We start from the raw sequence: 19,813 nt of genomic DNA on the forward strand, positions 1-19,813 counted from the left end.
CTAAAAAATCTATTTTAATGAAAGTTCCATAACTGATCCTTTAATGAAGTTGGCACTTTGAATATTTTATAACAATCTCTTTTGTATATATTCATTCTTTTACTTTAATACATTTATTAATGATTTATTATTAATTTACGAAAAAATAACCTATTAAGATAATTTAATAGGTTATTTTACATAATAACTCATTTTTCAAAAAATTTCAATAACGTAAGTTATTAATATTTTTCAAACCATTTGGTCATATCTTCCATTGTTTTAATATCAATGGAATCATCAACAATAAAAAATATACTACTACTATTATTTCCTACAAAATCAATATAGTAACTGTCAACTTTAATATTATTTAAATAAAAATTGCAGGATTGATACCTACACCCATTGGAATAAACGTTATTATTCCCGTAAGGAGATACAAATATTTTTTCAATTGAAATAACATCGCCTAAATGATAATCCTCTAAGAAATGACCTGACTCAGACTGGTTTTTATCTAAGGAGTAATCTTTGATTGAATGCTGAATAAGATAAACTTTTGCACCTTCATTTTCTATAGGCATATTTGCAAAGTAAATATATCCATCTTTTGTTTTCCCACAGTACCAACTTTCAGGAACCTTAGCAATTCCTATGTTTGGGATTTCTACCTCTTTATATCCATCATATCTATAGTGCTCATTTACAAAAAATAAGAATACTATAGATATTATCACCATAAATATACCGCTCTTTTTCATTTCACTCGCCCCTTTACTTGTAATACTAAGTATATTTATACAAATTGAATAGATATCCTTTTTATTCATATCAAAATAAAGTGACTTTATCTCCTATATTTCATGAAATTTAAAAAGACTAAATTATTTGTTAACTTAGTCTCTTTAAATTTGATATATTATTTTAATTTAAATTCATATTCTTTTACACCATCTACTGAATTAGTAACATTTGTATATCCATTTTTATCTAATATTTGTGATGCTTCAGAACTTTTAGTTCCTGTATTGCAGTATAATAACACTTCTTGGTCTTTATTTTTTAATTCTTTTTTAGCTTTTACTTCAAATTCATCCATTGGTATATTAACTGCATTTTCTACTGTGCTTTTTTCAAAATCTTTAGCATCTCTAAGATCTAATATAACAGCCTTTTTATCTTCTGCTGCTAATTTCTCAAATTCACTTCCAGTTACATTAGTATATTTAACTGTATCATAATCATATTCTTCCATTCCATCTTCAGCATTGTATACTTTAGTAAATCCTTTATCAACTAACATTTGTCCTGCTTCTCCACTTTTCTTTCCCGAATTACATATTAACACTATTGTTTGATCTTTATATCCATCTAACTGACTTATTTTCCCCTCAAAATCATCAAATGGTATGTTTATTGCATTAGCTAAATGTCCTTTTTTGTATGCATCTGCACCTCTTACGTCTATTACCAATGTTTCTTTAGTTTCCTTTACTAGCTCTAGTGTTTTTGCTGAGTCTACTTTATTATATGTTTTTTCGCTCTCCTTTGAAGAACACCCTATTGCAGATCTTAATGTCACAACTAATAACATCCCCAATGATAAAACTTTAAATTTTTTGTTTAATTTCACGATTACCCCTCCAACTAAATTCCATATTATAGTTTCTTATAATGTACTTTAATGATTAAATTTCTCAATACATTTCATTATAACAAACTCTACTTGTTTAGGTAAATTAATATAGGAATAATCAATAATTTATAAATATATATAAATTTTATCTATAAATCATAACACTTATATTTTGTATTCTTTTATTTTTAGTTTTACATTTTTACACGTAAATAAAGTACTCATAATAGCAAAATCATCTGCATACTTTGAAACTTCTTTAACATTTTCAGGTAATATACCCCCTAGTCCAACAATCTTAATATTAGTGATTTTTTTTCCTTCTTTTAAAAGATTTATTCCCTTAGGTTTTAAATTTTCCTTACACTTAGTTTCGTATATATGGGATAAGATTATATAGTCTACTTTTATATTTTTTTCTTTAATAATTTCTTCTAATATATCAATCTCACTTGTACTGTGAAGAGACAATCCTAAAAGTTTCTTATCTTCAAAAACAAATTCGTCCTTAACAAGTTGTCTAAATCTTTTAAAGGACAAATGAATCCCACTGAAATTAAGATTTTTGTATAAGTTTATATTATTGTTAATGATTAAATTAAACTCATTATGTAAGTAACTTATTTTACTTACAATCTTATTGTACAAGTTAGTTAACTCTTCATCACTCATATCTTTTTCTCTTAAAATAATATTTTCTACTCCGCTACTTACAGCATCTTCAATAACTGATAAGTAATGATATTCATCACATAAATGTCTATTTGTTATCAAATACATTAAAATCTCACCCAATCCTTAAATACATATTGATATCCAATTGATTTCAACATACTAGCTACATCTTCTATGCTATTATCATCATTAGTTTTAAATTGTGCTGTATTTTCTTCTCCTTGAGAATGTCCACCAACATCTGTTGATACTGCTGCACTTAATTTTGTAACACCAAGAGGCATTAAGTTTTTTCTCATATCTAAACTTTCTCTACTTGAAACATTTAAGGCTGCATGAGGATCAAATAACCTCATAACAGTTAAAATTTGAAACTCTGAAGCGTCATCCACATCTACTATGTCTCTAAAACTTCCTTTAAAAGGTCTTATTCTAGGAGCAGAGTATGATAATTCTATATGAGGATATTTAGTTTTTAAATACGCTCCATGTAAAATCGAGAAAAATGCATCTTTTCTAAAGTCACTTAGACCAAGCAATGCTCCTATGGATAATGATCTCATTCCAGCCATAGCTCCTCTTTCTGGTGCATCCAATCTAAATCTGTAATCAGCTTTTGGACCTTTTATATGTACCCTTTTGTAAACTTCCTCATCATAAGTTTCTTGATATATGGTTAATGAATCAGCTCCCTTATAAACTAAATGTGTATATCCTTCCACATCCATAGGATAAACTTCTATGGCTATTGATGGAAATTTTTTTGATAAAATTCCCACTGCTTCTCCTATATATTCAATACTTGATTTTGTTTCACTTTCTCCAGTCAAAACAATAATATGTTTAAAACCTTTAGTAGCAACTGCTTCTCCTTCTTTTTCTATTTCATCTAAAGATAGTTTTTTTCTCTTTATTCCACTATGACAGTTATAACCACAATAAACACAGTGATTTTCACAGTAATTTGCAATATAAATAGGAGTATATAAAGTGGCAGTTTTACCACAATATTGTAAAGCTAATTTGCTAGCCTTTTGAGCCATCTCCTCTAGATGTTTTCTTGCTGTAGGTGAAAGCAAATTAAGTAAATCTTTGTGATTTAATTTATCCTTCGATAAACTTCTAAGTACATCATTATCACTTACTTGCTCAAAATATCTATCAAAGTCAAAATCTTTATATTTTTCAATTACATCATAAAAGCTCATTTTATATACCTCCTATAAGTTTCCTAAAAAACCAGTAAGAGGAGAAGATGCATTGGCAAATTCTGATACAGCTCCAGTTTTTGCAAGGAATGCTGCTCGTCCACCTTCTACTGCCATTTTAAATGCTCTTCCCATACCTATAGGGTCACCTGCTGATGATATTGCTGTATTTACTAAAACTGCTGCAGCTCCCATTTCCATAGCTTCCATAGCTTGAGAAGGCTTACCTATTCCTGCATCAACGATAATAGGAATGTCTAATTCTTCTATCATTATTCTTATCATTTCTTTCATTTTAAGACCTCTATTTGAACCAATTGGTGCGCCTAATGGCATAACTGCCGCAGCCCCTTCTTCTATTAATCTTCTCCCTGCATATAAATCTGGACTCATATAAGGAAGTACTACAAATCCTTCGTCTGCAAGAATTTTAGTTGCTTTTATTGTTTCTTCATTGTCTGGCAATAAATATCTAGTGTCTGATATTACCTCTATTTTTATAAAATCTCCACATCCCATTTTGCGAGATATTCTTGCTATTCTCACAGCTTCTTCAGCTGTTGTAGCTCCTGATGTGTTTGGAAGAATTGTCATATTTTTAGGTACATATGTAAGAATATTTTCATTGGAATTATCTAAATCTACTCTTCTTAGTGCCATAGTTATTATTTCACTACCACTTTCTTCTATCACTTTTGGAAGTATTTCATTTGATCCGTATTTACCTGTCCCAATTAAAAGTCTGCTATCAAACTCATGTCCACCTAATATTAATTTATCCATTAATTTATCCCCCTAAATATAATCTATAAGTATTTTACTTGCCAAATTTGCCATGTGATTCGCACATATAGCTACACGAGGTGCCATTAACCCATCACCTTCTTTTGCTTCATGTACAAAATCACCACATATATAAAACTTTTCTCTTATTTTCTTAGTTACAATAAGATTTGAGTCATAATATCCTGCCATGCCAGACGATGCTATTAAGTATTTTTCTCTCATATGAAGTAAAATAAAATTACTTATTTCAGCTTTACAATTTGGATCATCAAAAGCTTCAATTATTATATCTGCTTCATGTAAAAAATTCATATTTTCTCTAGTAATATAAGAATTATGTATTTCAACATCTATGAAAGGATTAATTTTACCTAACTGTTCTTTCATAGCTTCTGTTTTATGTTTTCCAATATCATCAATGAAATATTGTTGTCTATTTAAATTTGAAGGTTCTACAACATCGTAATCAACCAAAATCAACTTACCTACGCCTATTCTTGATAGCGAGATAGCTATGTTAGAACCTAAACCACCCAAGCCCAAAATAGCTACCTTTCCTGCTTTTAATTTTTTATGTACTTTTGGTGTATGCCTTGCAATCATAAGACTTTCTAATTCATTTATAGAGGGTTTCTTTCCTTTTTCTATTAAGGTTACTCTATCATTTTCTTTTAATATTTCATCTTTTTTAGTAGGAAATCCATTCAAAACTATAACATCACTACACTTATTAAAAATATCTTTAATTTTAAAAATACTTATATTCTCTTCAACTTGTCTCTCTATTTCATTAACAAATATTTTCAAATCAACCACCACCAATAAAGCTAATAATTTCTATTACATCATGTTCTTTTAATACATAGTTTTCATATTGATCATTTTCTAAAATTTCTAAATTTATTTCTACGACAACTCTATCTTTATTTAAGTTGTAATCATTTAATAAATTTAATAAAGTTTTATTATTTTGGAATTCTACTACTTTCCCATTAACCTTCATCGTTACACCTCCTCACCTTTTTATTTCAATAAAAAATTTGCTTCGCTCATGTCGCCAACGACCTTGAGAAACAGGTCCGTTGCTCCATTAAGCAGTTGGAAACTATAAGTTATCTACAAACCAGATAACATATAGTTTCCTTACAATTAAAAAAAAGCCTTACCCGTAGGTAAAGCTTGTAGTAATCACATATCATATGTAAAGATTCACATATTTCATCATATAACACTCTACTCTTTCCTACGCTGGTATTATCCAGATCAGGTATAAGGGTTAATGTTTCCATCTCTCAGCCTCTTAGGGCACCCCTAGGTAAAACTTTTTAATTTATTTTAATTGTAGTACTTATATTTCATTTTTTCAAATCATAATATTTTTATGCTTATATTAATTACATTTATATTCTTGCCACACCAGTTTTTATAGCAGCTTCTCTTACTGCTTTTGCCACATTTTCTACTACATTTTTATTGAAAGCATCTGGAAGTACATAATCTGGCGTTAACTCTTCATCCTTAACTACATTTGCTATTGCATAAGCTGCCGCAACTTTCATTTCTTCATTTATTTCTTTTGCTCTAACGTCTAAAGCTCCTCTAAAAATCCCAGGGAAAGCAAGCACATTGTTAACTTGGTTAGGGAAGTCTGAACGGCCTGTACCCACTATAAATGCCCCTCCTGCTTTAGCTTCATCTGGGAAAATTTCTGGAGTTGGGTTTGCCATGGCAAATACTATTGGTTTGTTTGCCATAGTTTCTACCATTTCTTTTGTTACCATTTTTGGTGCAGAAACTCCTATAAATACATCTTTATTTTTTATAATATCTGCTAACGTTCCTACTTCATTATTTTTATTAGTTAATGTTAGCATTTCTTTTTGTGCCCAGTTAATGTTTTTAGAATTTTCATGAATCGCACCATTTATATCACATAAAACTATATTTTTTACATTTAAATTCAGTAACATCTTAGCTATAGCCATACCTGCTGATCCTGCACCGTTTATAACTATTTCCAAGTCTTCAATTTTCTTTCCTGCTAATTTAACTGCATTTAAAATTCCTGCAGAAACAATTATTGCTGTACCATGTTGGTCATCATGGAATACTGGAATATCTAATTCTTCTTTTAATCTATTTTCTATTTCTATACATCTAGGAGAATTTATATCTTCTAAATTAATTCCGCCAAATACAGGTTCTAATAATTTTACTGTTTTTACTATATCATCAATATCCATAGTGTTTATACATATTGGGAAAGCATCTACTTTACCAAATTCTTTAAATAATATTGATTTACCTTCCATTACAGGAATTGAAGCAGCGGCACCTATATTTCCAAGACCTAAAACTGCAGTTCCATCACTAACTACTGCTACCATATTACTCTTACAAGTATATTTATAAACATCTTCTGGATTTTCTTTTATTTTTAAACAAGGCTCTGCAACACCTGGAGTATATGCAGTAGATAAATCATCTTTGCATTTTACTTCAACTTTACTTTGTATGCTAACCTTTCCTCCATGATTTTCGTGCATTTCTAATGCTAATTGTGCAAAATTCTTATTACTCATTTTACTTCTCCTTTATAACATTTGACAAATTATTAGTTATTAAATTTATTCTGATTCTTTTGCAAACATCGCTCTTCCTTTTTCATATATATTGTTACCATAAGAGTCTATAGCAACAATTAATTGTAAATCTTCAACTTCCAATCTTCTCACTGCTTCTGGTCCTAAATCTTCATAAGCTATTACTTCACATTTTTTTATAGCATGAGAAATGTATGCTCCAGCTCCACCAATGGCTGCTAAATATACAGCCTTATTTTTTATCATAGAACTTACTACTTCTTCACTTCTTTTACCTTTACCTATCATAACTTTTAGTCCTAACTCCAATAAAGGCACTGTTAAGTCATCCATTCTATAACTTGTAGTTGGTCCAGCCGAGCCAATTATTTGTCCCTCTTTGCTAGGTGATGGTCCCACATAATAAATTCCAGCTCCATTTACATCAAATGGTAGCTCTTCTTTATTATGTATTGAGTTTATCATTCTTTTGTGGGCTGCATCTCTTCCAGTATAAATTACACCACTAATTTTAACAACATCTCCACAAACTAATTTTTCTATATCTTCCCTTTTAAAAGGTGATTTTAACTCTATCATATTTTCCCTCCTATATAATCACTTGCTTATGTCTAGCAGAGTGACAATTTATATTAACTACAACAGGAAGCCCTGCTATATGTGTTGGGAAAGTTTCAATATTAACAGCAAGAGCCGTAGTATTTCCTCCAAGACCTTGAGGACCTATTCCTAAATCATTGATTTTTTTAATCATTTCTTTTTCTAAATCTGCTATCATTTCATCTTCACTATGAGTTCCAATATCTCTAAATAAAGCTTTTTTAGCAATTTGAGCGCATTTATCTACTGTACCGCCAATACCTACTCCTACAACTATTGGTGGACATGGATTTGGTCCCGCTTCACTTACAGTTTTCACTATAAATTCTTTAACTCCCTCAATTCCATCAGAAGGTTTTAACATTTTTAATTGACTCATATTTTCGCTACCAAAACCTTTTGGTGCATATTGAATTTTTATTTTATCTCCCTTTACCATTTCATAGTGAATTATGGCAGGAGTATTGTCCTTTGTATTTATTCTAGTTATAGGACTTACTACAGATTTTCTAAGATATCCTTTTGTATAACCTTCACTTACACCTTTATTAATAGCATCTGTTAAGGTATCTCCTTTTATCATAACTTCTTGGCCAATTTCAACAAAAAATACTGCCATTCCTGTATCTTGGCAAAGAGGTATATGTGTCTCTTTAGCTATTTGAGCATTCTCTATTAAAATATTTAGTATATCTTTTCCTAGATCACTTTTTTCTTTTTCTAAATTTTCCTTAAAGGATTTTATTACGTCATCCCCAAGGTATATATTTCCTTCAATACAAAGTTTCTTAACCTCTTTAGTTATTACTTTTGAATCAATTTCCCTCAAGCGAACATACCTCCCAAACAATCTCGTAATTATTCGTGTTTATATTTTAACTGTACCACTTTTTTTTAATATAAACAATATTTTGAAGTATAATTTTAATGGTAATTATGTTTATATATAAATTGTATCAGTTATAAAAAAATATATCACAACTTTTAAAAAGGATTTTCAATACTCTATATAGAATAATTATATATGTCAGTCCTATGCTTTTTTAGGATTCATTATAAAACTTGAGGAGTGAAATATATGAGTGTTGCAACAGTAGATTTTTGGGTTAAATCATTTGATAATACTTATTTAAAATGCGCAAAAGACTTAGTTAATAGTCCTAAAGCTACTATCTTAATCCTACATGGATTAGCAGAGCACTATAGAAGATATGATTATATCACTAGCAAATTTGTTTCAGATAATTTTAATGTATATAGATATGACCACAGAGGGCACGGAGATTCTGACGGAAAAAGAGGATATGTTGATGATGCCCATACCTTTGCAAAAGATCTGAAAATTGTTATTAATTTAGTTAAAGAAGAAAACCCAAATCTTCCTTTATTTATTTTAGGTCAAGGCATGGGAGGACAACTAATGAGTATTCTTGGTGGCCAATATGATAACCTGGCAGATGGCATGATATTTTGTAGCCCTTTAATTTGTGATTATGGTAATTATACAAAATGTAGTTCTGATGAATATGATAGTGATTTTGACTTTGTTTCTGTTGGAAGTATTCATAATCTAAGCCATGATTACGATTTTATTCAATCTTATGATGAAGATGAATTAGTTTTAAAACAAGTTACTGTAGGTCTTTATAATGCTTTGAAAAAAAGTAGTTCAAATATTATTGAATATTTATATAAATTTAAATATCCTTGTTTAATACTTCATGGCTCAATGGATGCAGTCACAGATTGTGAAGATAGTAGATTTTTATTTAATAATATAATTTCTAAAGATAAGGAAATTAGAATTTTGAATGGTTTGTATCATAAGCTTTTGGATGAATTAATAAAAGATGATATAATTGCTGAAATAAGTAGATGGATAGAAAGTAGAATATAGTTTATTTAGGATGATTAGGAGAGCTAAAATTGTTTAACTCTCCTTTTTTAATTAAATAATATATTTAATTTCAGCATCTGGGAATATTTCTTTTATGTTTTCTGCGAAAAAGTCTTTCATATGAGCTAAATTTTCTTTTGGATAAACAAACTTCCCATAACCAAATTGACCATATTTATAAGTTCTATCGTCATCCTTCATTGGTAAGGTATTATCTGGAAATACTTCATTTATAATATTTTTTGCTCTTGTTGTATATCTGTGAGATATTACTTCAAAAGTAATTGGATTGCTTAAATTATTAGGTATTTTTTCACTTAAATAAACTAATAAGTTTCTATAATCTTCTTCCCAGTTTTCATACATGAACACAGGAGCTATAATATACCCCACAGGATACCCTGATTTCATCATTTTTACGCTAGCTTCAATTCGTTTTTCTCTACTACCTGTTCTTTTCTCATAATCTTCTATAACTTTCCTTGTATTAATAGTAAATCTTGCTTCTGTTTTTCCTCCATGTTCAATATCCAATAAAGTGTCAACATCATCAAACTTTGTTACAAATCTAAATCTTCCATATTCACTTTTTGCAAAAAATTCAATTGCTCTTTTTAGACAATGTGTATAAGGCTCAACAGGTATAGGGTCAGATGTGGCTGATCCTTCAAATATGGTAATTTCAGGCTTTCTTTCATCCATATACTCATTTGCTCTATCTAAAATATCATCAATGTTTGCATTTACTTTTATAAAAGGTTTGTCACCTAAATTTGTGTTCAAATAGCAGTATTGACAATTACCCACACAACCACTAAATAAAGGTAGTTGCCAATGAGCAGAAGGTTTACAGCTTTGAAATTTATAGCCTTTTTTAACTCCTACAACTAAAGTGTTTTTTCCTTCTTTGTAAAAATCTCTAATATTGTCTCCTGGTATATGTTCCTTAACTTTATTATTAGTTAAATTAATTATTTCTGTTTTTTCTTTATTTTTAAATTCTTCATAAATATTTTTCCCTACTTCATAGTTTAGGGCACCCTTTTCAAATATAATTCTTTGCGGAACAAACATTGCTTCACCTTCCTTTGATTATATTTTTCCAAATTAATATTTAAAAATTCAAGGACAAATTGAAAATATATGTTATAATTTCAATAAAAATAATGTTTAAGGGGTTTATTATGTCTGAAAGTATTAATGAAAAAAATTTAAAAGAACAAGAAAAATTAAAAAAATTTAAAAAAATCAAAGAAGAAATGATAAAAAATGGGTACACAGAGAATTCAGGCACAATTAGCATAAAAAAAGCTAACACTTATGCACTGCTTACAGCCGGGCCAATAGCTCTTATTTGTTTTTTCATTTATATAAGAAAATGGGGAAGTATTGTTTTAGAGTTTACTCCAGCTACTACTTTGTTATTTTTTATTTCAATAATTGCATGTATTGTTATCCATGAATTTTTACACGGAATCACATGGAGTTTATTCTGTAAAGAAGGATTTAAAAGTATAAGTTTTGGTGTTATGTGGAAGTCATTAACTCCTTATTGTCACTGCAAAGAACCACTTAACTTTAAAGCTTATTTAACTGGAGGGCTTATGCCTTTGCTTATTTTAGGCATTTTACTATTTATAGTTTCTTTATTCACGGGTAACTCTTTATTAATGAATTTAAGTATGATTAATATTTTATGCGCAGGCGGGGATACTACTATTGCTCTATTATTATGTAAATATAAAGATGCCCTTTTTATAGATCATCCTACAGACTGCGGTTTTATTGCATTCACAAAATAATAATACAAAATTTCAATAAAAAACAGATACAAATTCGAAACTTGTATCTGTTTTTATTTATTTTATTTCATCAATCATAGATTTAAAATCTGTTGAGTTGTACATAAACATAACTATGTCTGCATCACTATCTTCAATTATTTCCTTTATAGATAAATCTAATTTTTCCGTATATCTAGGATCAACTAGTTGTACTTCTGAAAACATATCTGCAAACAGCCAGGAAGTAGGAGCTTGATAAGAGTCCCTTATTATTAGTATTTTTTTATCACTTAAAGCATCCTTATTTTTTATTTTCAAAATATTACAAGCATTACCAAACATGTAAGCTCCACCGTATAATATTTCATCTTCATTTATCCTTGTGGCTACAAAATCTTCTTCTTTTCCTTTAGTTTCTTTTTTTCCATCATATTTAAAATATTCATATTCATGTTTATTTTTTGAGTGAACATAAGGGATATCTTCATCTTCTTTTACTAAATTATTTAAATTTAAATTGTAACTTCCTAGAAAATATCCTTTTTTCAAATCTGTTTTAGTATAATCATTCCAATTTATATTTTTAATACCTTCTGTTTTTTTTATTTTTTCCATAATACTTTTAAAACCTTCATATGCCCCTACGCCATTCCAGTGATGATCAGTTTTAAAATATAATTGTTCTCTTTCTTTCTCATTAAATTTACTTAAAAAATCTTCATCTATATCAATAAAATCTATTTTATCTTTATCTAAATAGCTTTTAAATTTATTTTTATTTTCATTGGCATTATTTAAACCTTTTGTAAATTTAGGGTACAAATGAGTTAACATACTTTCTTTATGTGGTGCTGATGCATAATAAACTCTTTTGTTAGACTTTAATGCTGCCTGAGAAAGTTCATTTATTTTTTCAGCTGAATCTTTTAATTCTTCTTCTGATAATGAATCTATTGGTGTTGGCATAACCCAATTGTTTTCAAGCACATAGTAGTTTTTAATTTTATCTTTACCAAGAAATAATTCTACTTTATTATAAAGCTGTGACAACTCCTCTCTAAAAGGAAATTGATCCGAAAAATAGTCTTCAAATTTTTTAGTAAAGTCTTCTTTTTGCACATCTTCCACTGAGGGTATTTGTGCTAATGCTCTATTTTCAGATGCGCTTATCTCTTTGTCTTTACTTATTGTATGAATAAATAATGTAGCTATTATTGCAATTAAAAATGGCATAGCTATATATTTAGCTTTTTTATTATTCATTATTGTCTCCTCCTCTTAGAACCTAAAATATAAAAATGGATTATATGTTGAATTTATTAAAATCACAACAACCATAAACATAATTGACATTAGTGAAATTGACTGAAGTGCATAAGCAAATCTATTATCAATCAACTTATTATTTATTAACTCAATTTTTGACTTAATTTTGGATAGAATTGGTGTAGCAAAAATAATTGCTAAAATCACAATATATCCTGATTCATTTATGTAGTTAATAAATGAAATATTACAAATAGAATTTGATCCAAGTCCTAGTAAAACTTTTATATATTCATATGCTTGTACAATATTTTCTGCTCTAAAAAATACCCATCCTATCATTACTAATAATATTAAATAAATATGTCTACAAAACTTTGGTACCTTATCTAAATATTTTTGTAAGAAGGCTTTTTCTAATGCAATTAGAACACCATAATATAATCCCCATGTTACAAAAGTCCAGTTAGCTCCATGCCATATACCTGTTAATGACCAAACTATAAATAAATTTCTATACTGCTTAATAGGAGAAACTCTATTTCCTCCTAAGGGAATGTAAACATAATCTCTAAACCAGCTTCCTAAAGATATATGCCACCTTCTCCAAAATTCTGATACACTTTGAGAAATATATGGATAATTGAAGTTTTCTAAAAAATCAAAACCAAACATTTTTCCAAGGCCTATAGCCATGTCGCTATATCCACTAAAGTCAAAATAAATCTGCAGAGTGTAGCATATTATTCCCAACCAACCTTCCATAGTAGATAAATCTGACATATTAGTAGCAAATACACTATCAGCAACCAAACCTAGATTATTTGAGAAAATAACTTTTTTCCCTAGACCTATAACAAATCTATTTATCCCCACGGAAAATTTATTTATTGTATGAACTCTACTATTTATTTGCTCGTCCACTGTTTCATATCTAACAATTGGACCTGCCACAAGTTGTGGAAACAAACTTATATACAATGCTAAATTATATACATTCCTCTGAAGCCTCTTATTATTTCTGTAAACGTCAATTACATAGCTCATTGTTTGGAAAGTGAAAAATGATATACCAAGAGGCAAAGGTATTGTAGGAATACTAATGTTAATATGTAATAAACTATTAATATTGTCTATTAAAAAATTGCTATATTTAAATACTCCTAATAGTGAAATATTAAAAATTACAGCTATTATAAGCCACAACTTTTTCTTCTTTATATCCTCTGAAGATACTTTGATCCCAAATATATAATTGCAAATAATGGATGCAATCATTAAAAACACATATCTAGGTTCTCCCCATGCATAAAAGAACAAGCTAGCCAATAGTAATACCACATTTTTTAGTTTTTCATTGGATAAATAATAAAAAATAAGCACTATAGGTAAAAATAAAAATAAAAAAATCAAACTGCTAAAAACCATAATTATTTCCAATTCTAAATCTTAGAATTGTTTCCCCTCCATCTATTAATTTTCTTCTATATAAATATAACTGAAAAATTCATTAAAATATCATATTTAGAAGTATTGTGCATTCTTTGTAATAAAGATTTAATAAAATGTAATTTTTGTTATAAATTTGTTATAAAGATTAATTTTTACAATTTAAAAAGCTATGAAATTGATTTTCACTTCAATTTCATAGCTTTTATGAAAATTATAAAATTTAACAATCTAAGTCATTTAATTTCCCGTCTATTATTGATATAATTCTGTCTGCTTTTTTTGCAATTTCATTATTATGAGTTATCATTATTAACGTTTGATTGTATTTTTTTATGGATTTTTTAAGTAAATCCATAACTTCTTCTGTAGTTTTGCTGTCTAAATTTCCTGTAGGTTCATCTGCTAAAATAATACTGGGTTTAGCTGCAAGTGCACGAGCTATAGCAACACGTTGCTGCTGACCTCCTGATAATTGATTTGGCAAATGATTTTTTCTCTCTTCTATTCCAAGCAATTTCATAAGATCTTCTATATAATCTTTATCTATTTTTTGTTTATCAAGTTTCAGTGGCAGTTCTATATTTTCTTTGACGTTAAGAACTGGTATTAAATTATATTGTTGAAATACAAATCCAACTTTTTCTCTTCTATATTTAGCTAGTTCACCATCAGATAAACAGCATATATCTTTATTATCAACTTTTATAGTCCCATTACTTGGTCGCTCCAGTCCTCCTATTAAGTGAAGAAAGGTACTTTTACCACTTCCACTTGGTCCTACTATTGCAACAAATTCACCCTTATTTATTTTTAAATTAACGTCCTTAAGTGCATCTACTTTTGTCTGTTTTTTCCCATATATTTTACCTAAATTAATAGTCTCTAATATTACCATAATAATCCCTCTATTCTATAATATTTATAGCTTCTACTATGCTACTTTCCTTTATCTTTCTAGCTGGTAGATAAGTTGATAATAACCCCACAATTATATTTACAATTACTATTAGAATGTATAATTTATAATTTATAACAAAATCCATCCCATAATCTACAAAACCATAAGTTTCATACATCCTCGTTTGTAAAATAATTCCACCTACTACAACTATTACACTTGAAATTATTCCATAGAATAACCCTTCGTAAGTTATCATTTTCTTAAAGTCTTTTTCACTTATTCCTATTGCTCTAAGCATTCCAAACTCACTTGTTCTTGAAGTTAAATTGTAACTCACATTATTTATTATATTAAATATACTTATTGCAAATAAAATTGCCACAATTCCATAACTATATAGTTTATCTTGCTTTAAACTTCTATCATCAGCTGCTTTGTCCTGAACCATATCCGTTGTAATTGTTCCAGGAACTTTACTTCCTATTTCCCCAAGCTTTTTATTTATAGCATCATGATCCTCACCTTTTTTCGCATTTGCATAAACTACATCATAGTTATTTTCACCAAATAGCTTTTCTAAATAATTACTACTTGTAATAACATCTATTCCATCATCACCACTATACATACTATCATCTGCAAAAGGATAATTAACTATGGCTCCTACTTTAAATTCATGTTCTTCATACTCAAGATTGTCTTTTCCCTTCCAGTAAGATTCTACATTATCTATTTTCCCTTTTGGATATTTTATGGTTACAGTGTCTCCAACTTTTATATTAGCTAGAGGTTTTCCTCCACCAACAACTACATTCTTCGTCCCATAAAAAGTGTCAACAATATAAGGAATGTAAATAACTGCTAAATTTTCTTTTTTCATTTTTTCTATGTCAATCTTGCCGCTTACCACATATTTATCCAGTGATTTTAACATTTCATCATTAAAACCTTTCAACTTTTGCTTTAATAAATACTTATCACTTTTTTTATCCTTAAATAATAAACCATTTAAAACACTTCCTGTATACCCACCATTATTTAATTGTTCAATAAATTCCATATCTAATATGTCTTTTTTATCTAATACCATCCTAGACTGTAGTATTCTAGCTGTTTTCACTTCACTTATTCCATCTATATTTTTTATTTCATTTATTTCTTTATCAGTAAGTCCATTTTCCTCATCAGTTGATCCATTAACTGTTAATACAAAATCTCCATTCATATACATCTCTCTTTGCTGATCTTCATACATAGCTTCAGAGCGAGAATATGCATAATCATTCTTTATTACAAGTATGCCACCTATACTCATTGATAGCATAATAAGTATGAATGCTTTTTTATTCCTAAATATATTTTTTATAGAAATTGTCTTCGTTGCAGATATCTTATTACTTAATCCACCTATAATAACATTACTTTTCTTTATCTTTTTGTCTGCTCCAAAATTTTTCTTTATGGCTTCTATAGGTGATATTTTTCTTATCTTCATATATGTTAATAGACTTATTACAAAAATCATGATTATAGTACATGCTATGGATATTAATATTATATTAGTTGGTATTACAAAAGGAGTTGACTTTATATTTCCTTCATATTGTATATTTCCACCTGTTTTATTAAATATCTGTGCACCGCCCATACCAAGTAGTATCCCTATAGGTAATGATATTAGTGCTATTAATAATAGCTCGTATAACATAAGTTTAAATACTCTAAAATTAGTAGCGCCTACAGCCCTTAACATTCCATAATCTCTAATTCGTTGATAAACAGATATTGAAAAAATACTATAAATTACAAGTCCCGCAAATGCACTCATAGTTATGGCTGTATTTCTACTTTCACTATCTATACCACCATTTTCTTCTACGGTTCCAACTAGTGTAGAATTTACACCTACTTGATTATCTAAATTAAGATGGGCTTTTTTAGCTATAGCTTCTATATTCTTGCTAATTGGACTGCCTTCATTAAACTCCACATTAGCTATAAAATTATTAATCTTATTCTCATCAAGATGCAAAAACATTTCACATCTTCCAACACTCTTATCTTTATATCTATCCTTAAGTATTCCTACAACCTTAAACTTTTCTGGCTTATCTTTGTCATAAAGCTTAAAAGTTAATTCTTGGCCAACAGCCTCTTCCAGTCCCATACTGTTTAATATCCAACCTTCTAAAACAACCTCATTTTTTCCTTCTGGCAATCTACCTTTTACAATTTCTGATTCATCATTTATAAAATTATTGTCAGCATAAAGTATGTTAATAGGTAGCTTTTCTCCTTTATCTGTAGATGCATAGTAAGAATTTAATCCTATATTCTTTATATCCTTACCTTCCTTAACAACCTTCAGTTGATTCTTGTCTATGTCTTTATATGCTACATGATAAGTTCCTGTTTCTCTTTTTATCCTTTCTAAGCCAGCTTCTTGCGCACTTTTTGACAATGTCCCTACCCCTACTATAAGTGCTGTTCCTAAGATTATACTAAGCATTATGGCTATAGATCTTGATTTAAAACTTTTTATATATTTGATTACTATACTGAAATCTTCCCTCATTTGTTTTACTCCCTTCCGTCTGAATAAATTCTTTGTTTGAATAAGTTCATTATATCTGTGATAAATATTTCTATCAAATCAAGTTTATTCAATTTTTTTATGGTTATTTGTTCATTTCCATAGATATAATTACAAATTTTCAGCTCATTTATGTAAATTACAACTTTTTACATATTTTTTTATAAATGATATACTCCTATTATAAATGAATGACTAAGGAGTTAAATATGTACAATATTTTTATATTTACAATGGGTATTTTTGTAGTTTTTGTGGGTAGTAATCTATTTTTTTATAGATATGATTTTTATAAAAATATGAGTTTTGGAAAAAGAAATATTTTTAGTTTATGTATATCTTCAATATTATTTTTAATAACTTATAAGATATTTACTTTTACTTTATATAAATTAAATGATAGTTTATTGACAAAAGGTATTTTTATATCAGTATTAGCCTTTATAGTAATGATTTTTTCTTTATATCTAGGCTATAAATTTTCAAAAGAATTGAGTAAGAAGTATGAATACAAATGTGAATTAAATAAGCTAAATAAGAAAATAGATCATAAAGACAGTATTATATCCAAACTTAGAAGTCAAAAACATGATTATCTTAAACATTTGCAAGTAGTTTATTCTCTCCTTAATAACAATTTAAATAAGGATGCAAAAGACTATATAACAAATATATCTAATAGTTTTAGATCTAAAACCTCTAGATATGGTAAAGTATCTTATTTAGATGCTATTGCTTCACTAAAATACGAAGAGTGTCTTGTGAAAAATATTACATTTGATGTTTATATCCAAGATTTTATTGATAACTTGGTGATTGAACCAAGTGATATGAGCTCCGTAATTTTAAACATAATTGACAATGCTATTGATTCTTTGTCTACTATTAAAAAAGACAATAAATATATAAAACTTTTCGTCTACGAAGATGAATTTCAATATGTTATATCAATAAAAAATAATGGTCCACAGATATATAATACGGAGAGTATTTTTGAAGAAGGATTTTCAACTAAAGATGGAGACAACAGGGGTTATGGTCTTTATCTTGTGCAAAATATTTTAGATAAATATGGTTATCATATTTTTGCAAGTAGTGATGAGTTTTTAACTGAATTTACTATTATAATACCGAAATACTGCTAAGGGGAGATTATTCTAATGATAAAAGTTTTAATATGTGATGATGATAAAGCTATAAGAGATGATATAGAAAATATAATAAAAAATTCTGGCTATGTTGATTATGTGAAAAAAGTAAAAAACGGCATTGAAGCCATAGAGTTCATTAAAGGTGAAAAAATAGATTTACTTATAATTGATATTGATATGCCTCATAAAAATGGAATTGATTGCGCAAAGGAAATCTCAAAAATAGATGAAGATGTTCATATAATCTTTGTGACAGGTTTTGCTGATTATAGTTTGGAAAGTTTTAAAGTTCATCCTGTAGATTTTATAGTAAAACCGTTTACTATGGAGAAAATTTTGGATTCTTTAAATATTGCCATAGACCACATTAATTCTCACAAGTTGGCTAAAAGTAACTTTATTGAAGATACTTTGTTTGTATATAAGGTAAGAAAGCAAGTTCATATGCTTAACTTTGATGATATTGTTATGTTTGAAAAAAATTCTAGAGCTATAAATCTTTATACTAGAGATCAGGATGTAATAAAATTCTATGAAAATTTCGAGGATTTATCTAAAAGATTACCACCAAATTTCTTCACCTCTCATAAACAATATATAGTTAATTTAAAGTTAATACATAAGGTTATACCTATTAATAAATCATCTCTTGAAATAAGATTTATTAATTTTCAAGAAACAGCAACCTTGAGTAAGTCACTGGAAAAAGATTTTCTTTATAGATTTTATAGAACAAAAAGATTTTAAGGCATACCACATGGTATGCCTTATTTTATAATATCTGCATATTTAAAGTTTATAGTCTTTTGTAAATCTTCAGGATTTAACTCAATTTGAAATCCAATTTTTCCACCACTTACAATTATTTTTTCTAAGTTTTTGCCACTTTCATGTAAAATTGTAGGATATAATTTTTTCATTCCCACAGGAGAGCATCCTCCTCTGATATATCCTGTTACCTTATTTATATCTTTAACATGAATCATTTCCACGTTCTTTTCTCCAGCTGACTTTGCTGCTTTTTTCATATCTAAACTTTCTGCCACAGGTATTACAAAAACGTAAAAATTCTTGCTTGCTCCTTGTGCTACTAAAGTTTTAAACACCCTATTTTCATCTTGATTTAATTTATGTGCCACGCTTATTCCATCTATATGGTTATCATCTGCTTCATAAGTATACATATTATACTCTACTTTTCTTGCATCTAATATTCTCATGGCATTAGTCTTTTGTTGTTTTTTTGCCATTTCATCATCTCCTTGTTAATTTTCCCAAA

20 protein-coding genes and 1 riboswitch are annotated in these 19,813 nt (G+C 28.3%); of the genes, 4 read left to right on the forward strand and 16 right to left on the reverse strand.

The window, feature by feature from the left end; translation table 11 throughout:
• Positions 1–221 precede the first annotated feature (221 nt).
• The 10 genes from JW646_RS04935 to JW646_RS04980 form a co-directional block, all read right to left on the reverse strand.
• The gene (locus tag JW646_RS04935; RefSeq protein WP_228416803.1) at positions 222–743 is read right to left on the reverse strand and encodes a hypothetical protein; all 522 of its coding nucleotides are present in this window, start codon (positions 741–743) and stop codon (positions 222–224) included.
• 158 nt (positions 744–901) lie between these two features.
• Entirely contained in the window at positions 902–1,615 is a 714-nt protein-coding gene (locus JW646_RS04940) for a rhodanese-like domain-containing protein (RefSeq protein WP_228416804.1), read from the reverse strand.
• A gap of 168 nt (positions 1,616–1,783) precedes the next feature.
• Positions 1,784–2,398, reverse strand: a complete 615-nt coding sequence (locus JW646_RS04945; RefSeq protein WP_228416805.1) for a thiamine phosphate synthase — start codon at positions 2,396–2,398, stop codon at positions 1,784–1,786.
• On the reverse strand, positions 2,398–3,501 hold the full coding sequence (thiH, locus tag JW646_RS04950; protein WP_228416806.1) for a 2-iminoacetate synthase ThiH: 1,104 nt from the start codon (positions 3,499–3,501) through the stop codon (positions 2,398–2,400). The genes JW646_RS04945 and thiH overlap by 1 nt, the downstream gene beginning before the upstream one ends.
• A gap of 12 nt (positions 3,502–3,513) precedes the next feature.
• On the reverse strand, positions 3,514–4,284 hold the full coding sequence (locus JW646_RS04955; RefSeq protein WP_228416807.1) for a thiazole synthase: 771 nt from the start codon (positions 4,282–4,284) through the stop codon (positions 3,514–3,516).
• Between the two features lie 12 nt (positions 4,285–4,296).
• On the reverse strand, positions 4,297–5,103 hold the full coding sequence (gene thiF / locus JW646_RS04960) for a thiamine biosynthesis protein ThiF (protein ID WP_334302570.1): 807 nt from the start codon (positions 5,101–5,103) through the stop codon (positions 4,297–4,299).
• A complete protein-coding gene (thiS, locus tag JW646_RS04965; protein WP_074920168.1) occupies positions 5,096–5,290 on the reverse strand; it encodes a sulfur carrier protein ThiS in 195 nt (64 codons plus the stop codon). Before thiS ends, thiF begins: the two co-directional genes overlap by 8 nt.
• 219 nt (positions 5,291–5,509) lie before the next feature.
• A riboswitch (TPP riboswitch) is annotated at positions 5,510–5,610 on the reverse strand.
• Between the two features lie 77 nt (positions 5,611–5,687).
• Entirely contained in the window at positions 5,688–6,869 is a 1,182-nt protein-coding gene (locus JW646_RS04970; RefSeq protein WP_228416809.1) for an NAD(P)-dependent malic enzyme, read from the reverse strand.
• Positions 6,870–6,914: 45 nt separating this feature from the next.
• Entirely contained in the window at positions 6,915–7,469 is a 555-nt protein-coding gene (locus tag JW646_RS04975; protein WP_228416810.1) for a Fe-S-containing hydro-lyase, read from the reverse strand.
• Between the two features lie 10 nt (positions 7,470–7,479).
• Positions 7,480–8,319, reverse strand: coding sequence for a fumarate hydratase (locus JW646_RS04980; protein ID WP_148558402.1), 840 nt, complete (start codon positions 8,317–8,319; stop codon positions 7,480–7,482).
• 249 nt (positions 8,320–8,568) lie between these two features.
• On the opposite strand from JW646_RS04980, the gene JW646_RS04985 reads away from it, so the two are divergent.
• Complete coding sequence (locus tag JW646_RS04985; protein ID WP_206925638.1) at positions 8,569–9,387, forward strand: alpha/beta hydrolase; 819 nt, start codon at positions 8,569–8,571, stop codon at positions 9,385–9,387.
• Between the two features lie 51 nt (positions 9,388–9,438).
• Here JW646_RS04985 and splB read toward each other — a convergent pair whose 3' ends face one another.
• Complete coding sequence (gene splB, locus JW646_RS04990; RefSeq protein WP_228416811.1) at positions 9,439–10,461, reverse strand: spore photoproduct lyase; 1,023 nt, start codon at positions 10,459–10,461, stop codon at positions 9,439–9,441.
• Between the two features lie 110 nt (positions 10,462–10,571).
• Here splB and JW646_RS04995 point away from each other — a divergent pair, with 110 nt between their 5' ends.
• A complete protein-coding gene (locus JW646_RS04995; protein ID WP_228416812.1) occupies positions 10,572–11,189 on the forward strand; it encodes a DUF3267 domain-containing protein in 618 nt (205 codons plus the stop codon).
• 57 nt (positions 11,190–11,246) lie between these two features.
• Here the strand turns inward: JW646_RS04995 and JW646_RS05000 are convergent, their stop codons facing one another.
• The 4 genes from JW646_RS05000 to JW646_RS05015 form a co-directional block, all read right to left on the reverse strand.
• Positions 11,247–12,434, reverse strand: coding sequence for a DHHW family protein (locus tag JW646_RS05000; RefSeq protein ID WP_228416813.1), 1,188 nt, complete (start codon positions 12,432–12,434; stop codon positions 11,247–11,249).
• 15 nt (positions 12,435–12,449) lie between these two features.
• Complete coding sequence (locus tag JW646_RS05005; RefSeq protein WP_148558397.1) at positions 12,450–13,865, reverse strand: MBOAT family O-acyltransferase; 1,416 nt, start codon at positions 13,863–13,865, stop codon at positions 12,450–12,452.
• Between the two features lie 244 nt (positions 13,866–14,109).
• Entirely contained in the window at positions 14,110–14,784 is a 675-nt protein-coding gene (locus tag JW646_RS05010; RefSeq protein ID WP_206925643.1) for an ABC transporter ATP-binding protein, read from the reverse strand.
• 10 nt (positions 14,785–14,794) lie between these two features.
• Positions 14,795–17,365 carry an ABC transporter permease gene (locus JW646_RS05015; protein ID WP_228416814.1) on the reverse strand — a complete coding sequence of 857 codons (2,571 nt, stop codon included), beginning with the start codon at positions 17,363–17,365 and terminating at the stop codon, positions 14,795–14,797.
• Between the two features lie 227 nt (positions 17,366–17,592).
• Here JW646_RS05015 and JW646_RS05020 point away from each other — a divergent pair, with 227 nt between their 5' ends.
• Positions 17,593–18,528: a sensor histidine kinase gene (locus tag JW646_RS05020; protein ID WP_148558394.1), complete on the forward strand. Its 936-nt coding sequence runs from the start codon at positions 17,593–17,595 to the stop codon at positions 18,526–18,528.
• Between the two features lie 15 nt (positions 18,529–18,543).
• A complete protein-coding gene (locus JW646_RS05025) occupies positions 18,544–19,281 on the forward strand; it encodes a LytR/AlgR family response regulator transcription factor (protein ID WP_083399453.1) in 738 nt (245 codons plus the stop codon).
• Positions 19,282–19,301: 20 nt separating this feature from the next.
• Here the strand turns inward: JW646_RS05025 and ybaK are convergent, their stop codons facing one another.
• On the reverse strand, positions 19,302–19,784 hold the full coding sequence (ybaK, locus tag JW646_RS05030; RefSeq protein WP_148558393.1) for a Cys-tRNA(Pro) deacylase: 483 nt from the start codon (positions 19,782–19,784) through the stop codon (positions 19,302–19,304).
• Between the last annotated feature and the right edge of the window lie 29 nt (positions 19,785–19,813).

Origin of the sequence: Terrisporobacter hibernicus (assembly GCF_020809405.1) — a bacterium.
In the GTDB taxonomy this organism is placed as follows: Bacteria; Bacillota; Clostridia; order Peptostreptococcales; family Peptostreptococcaceae; genus Terrisporobacter; species Terrisporobacter petrolearius.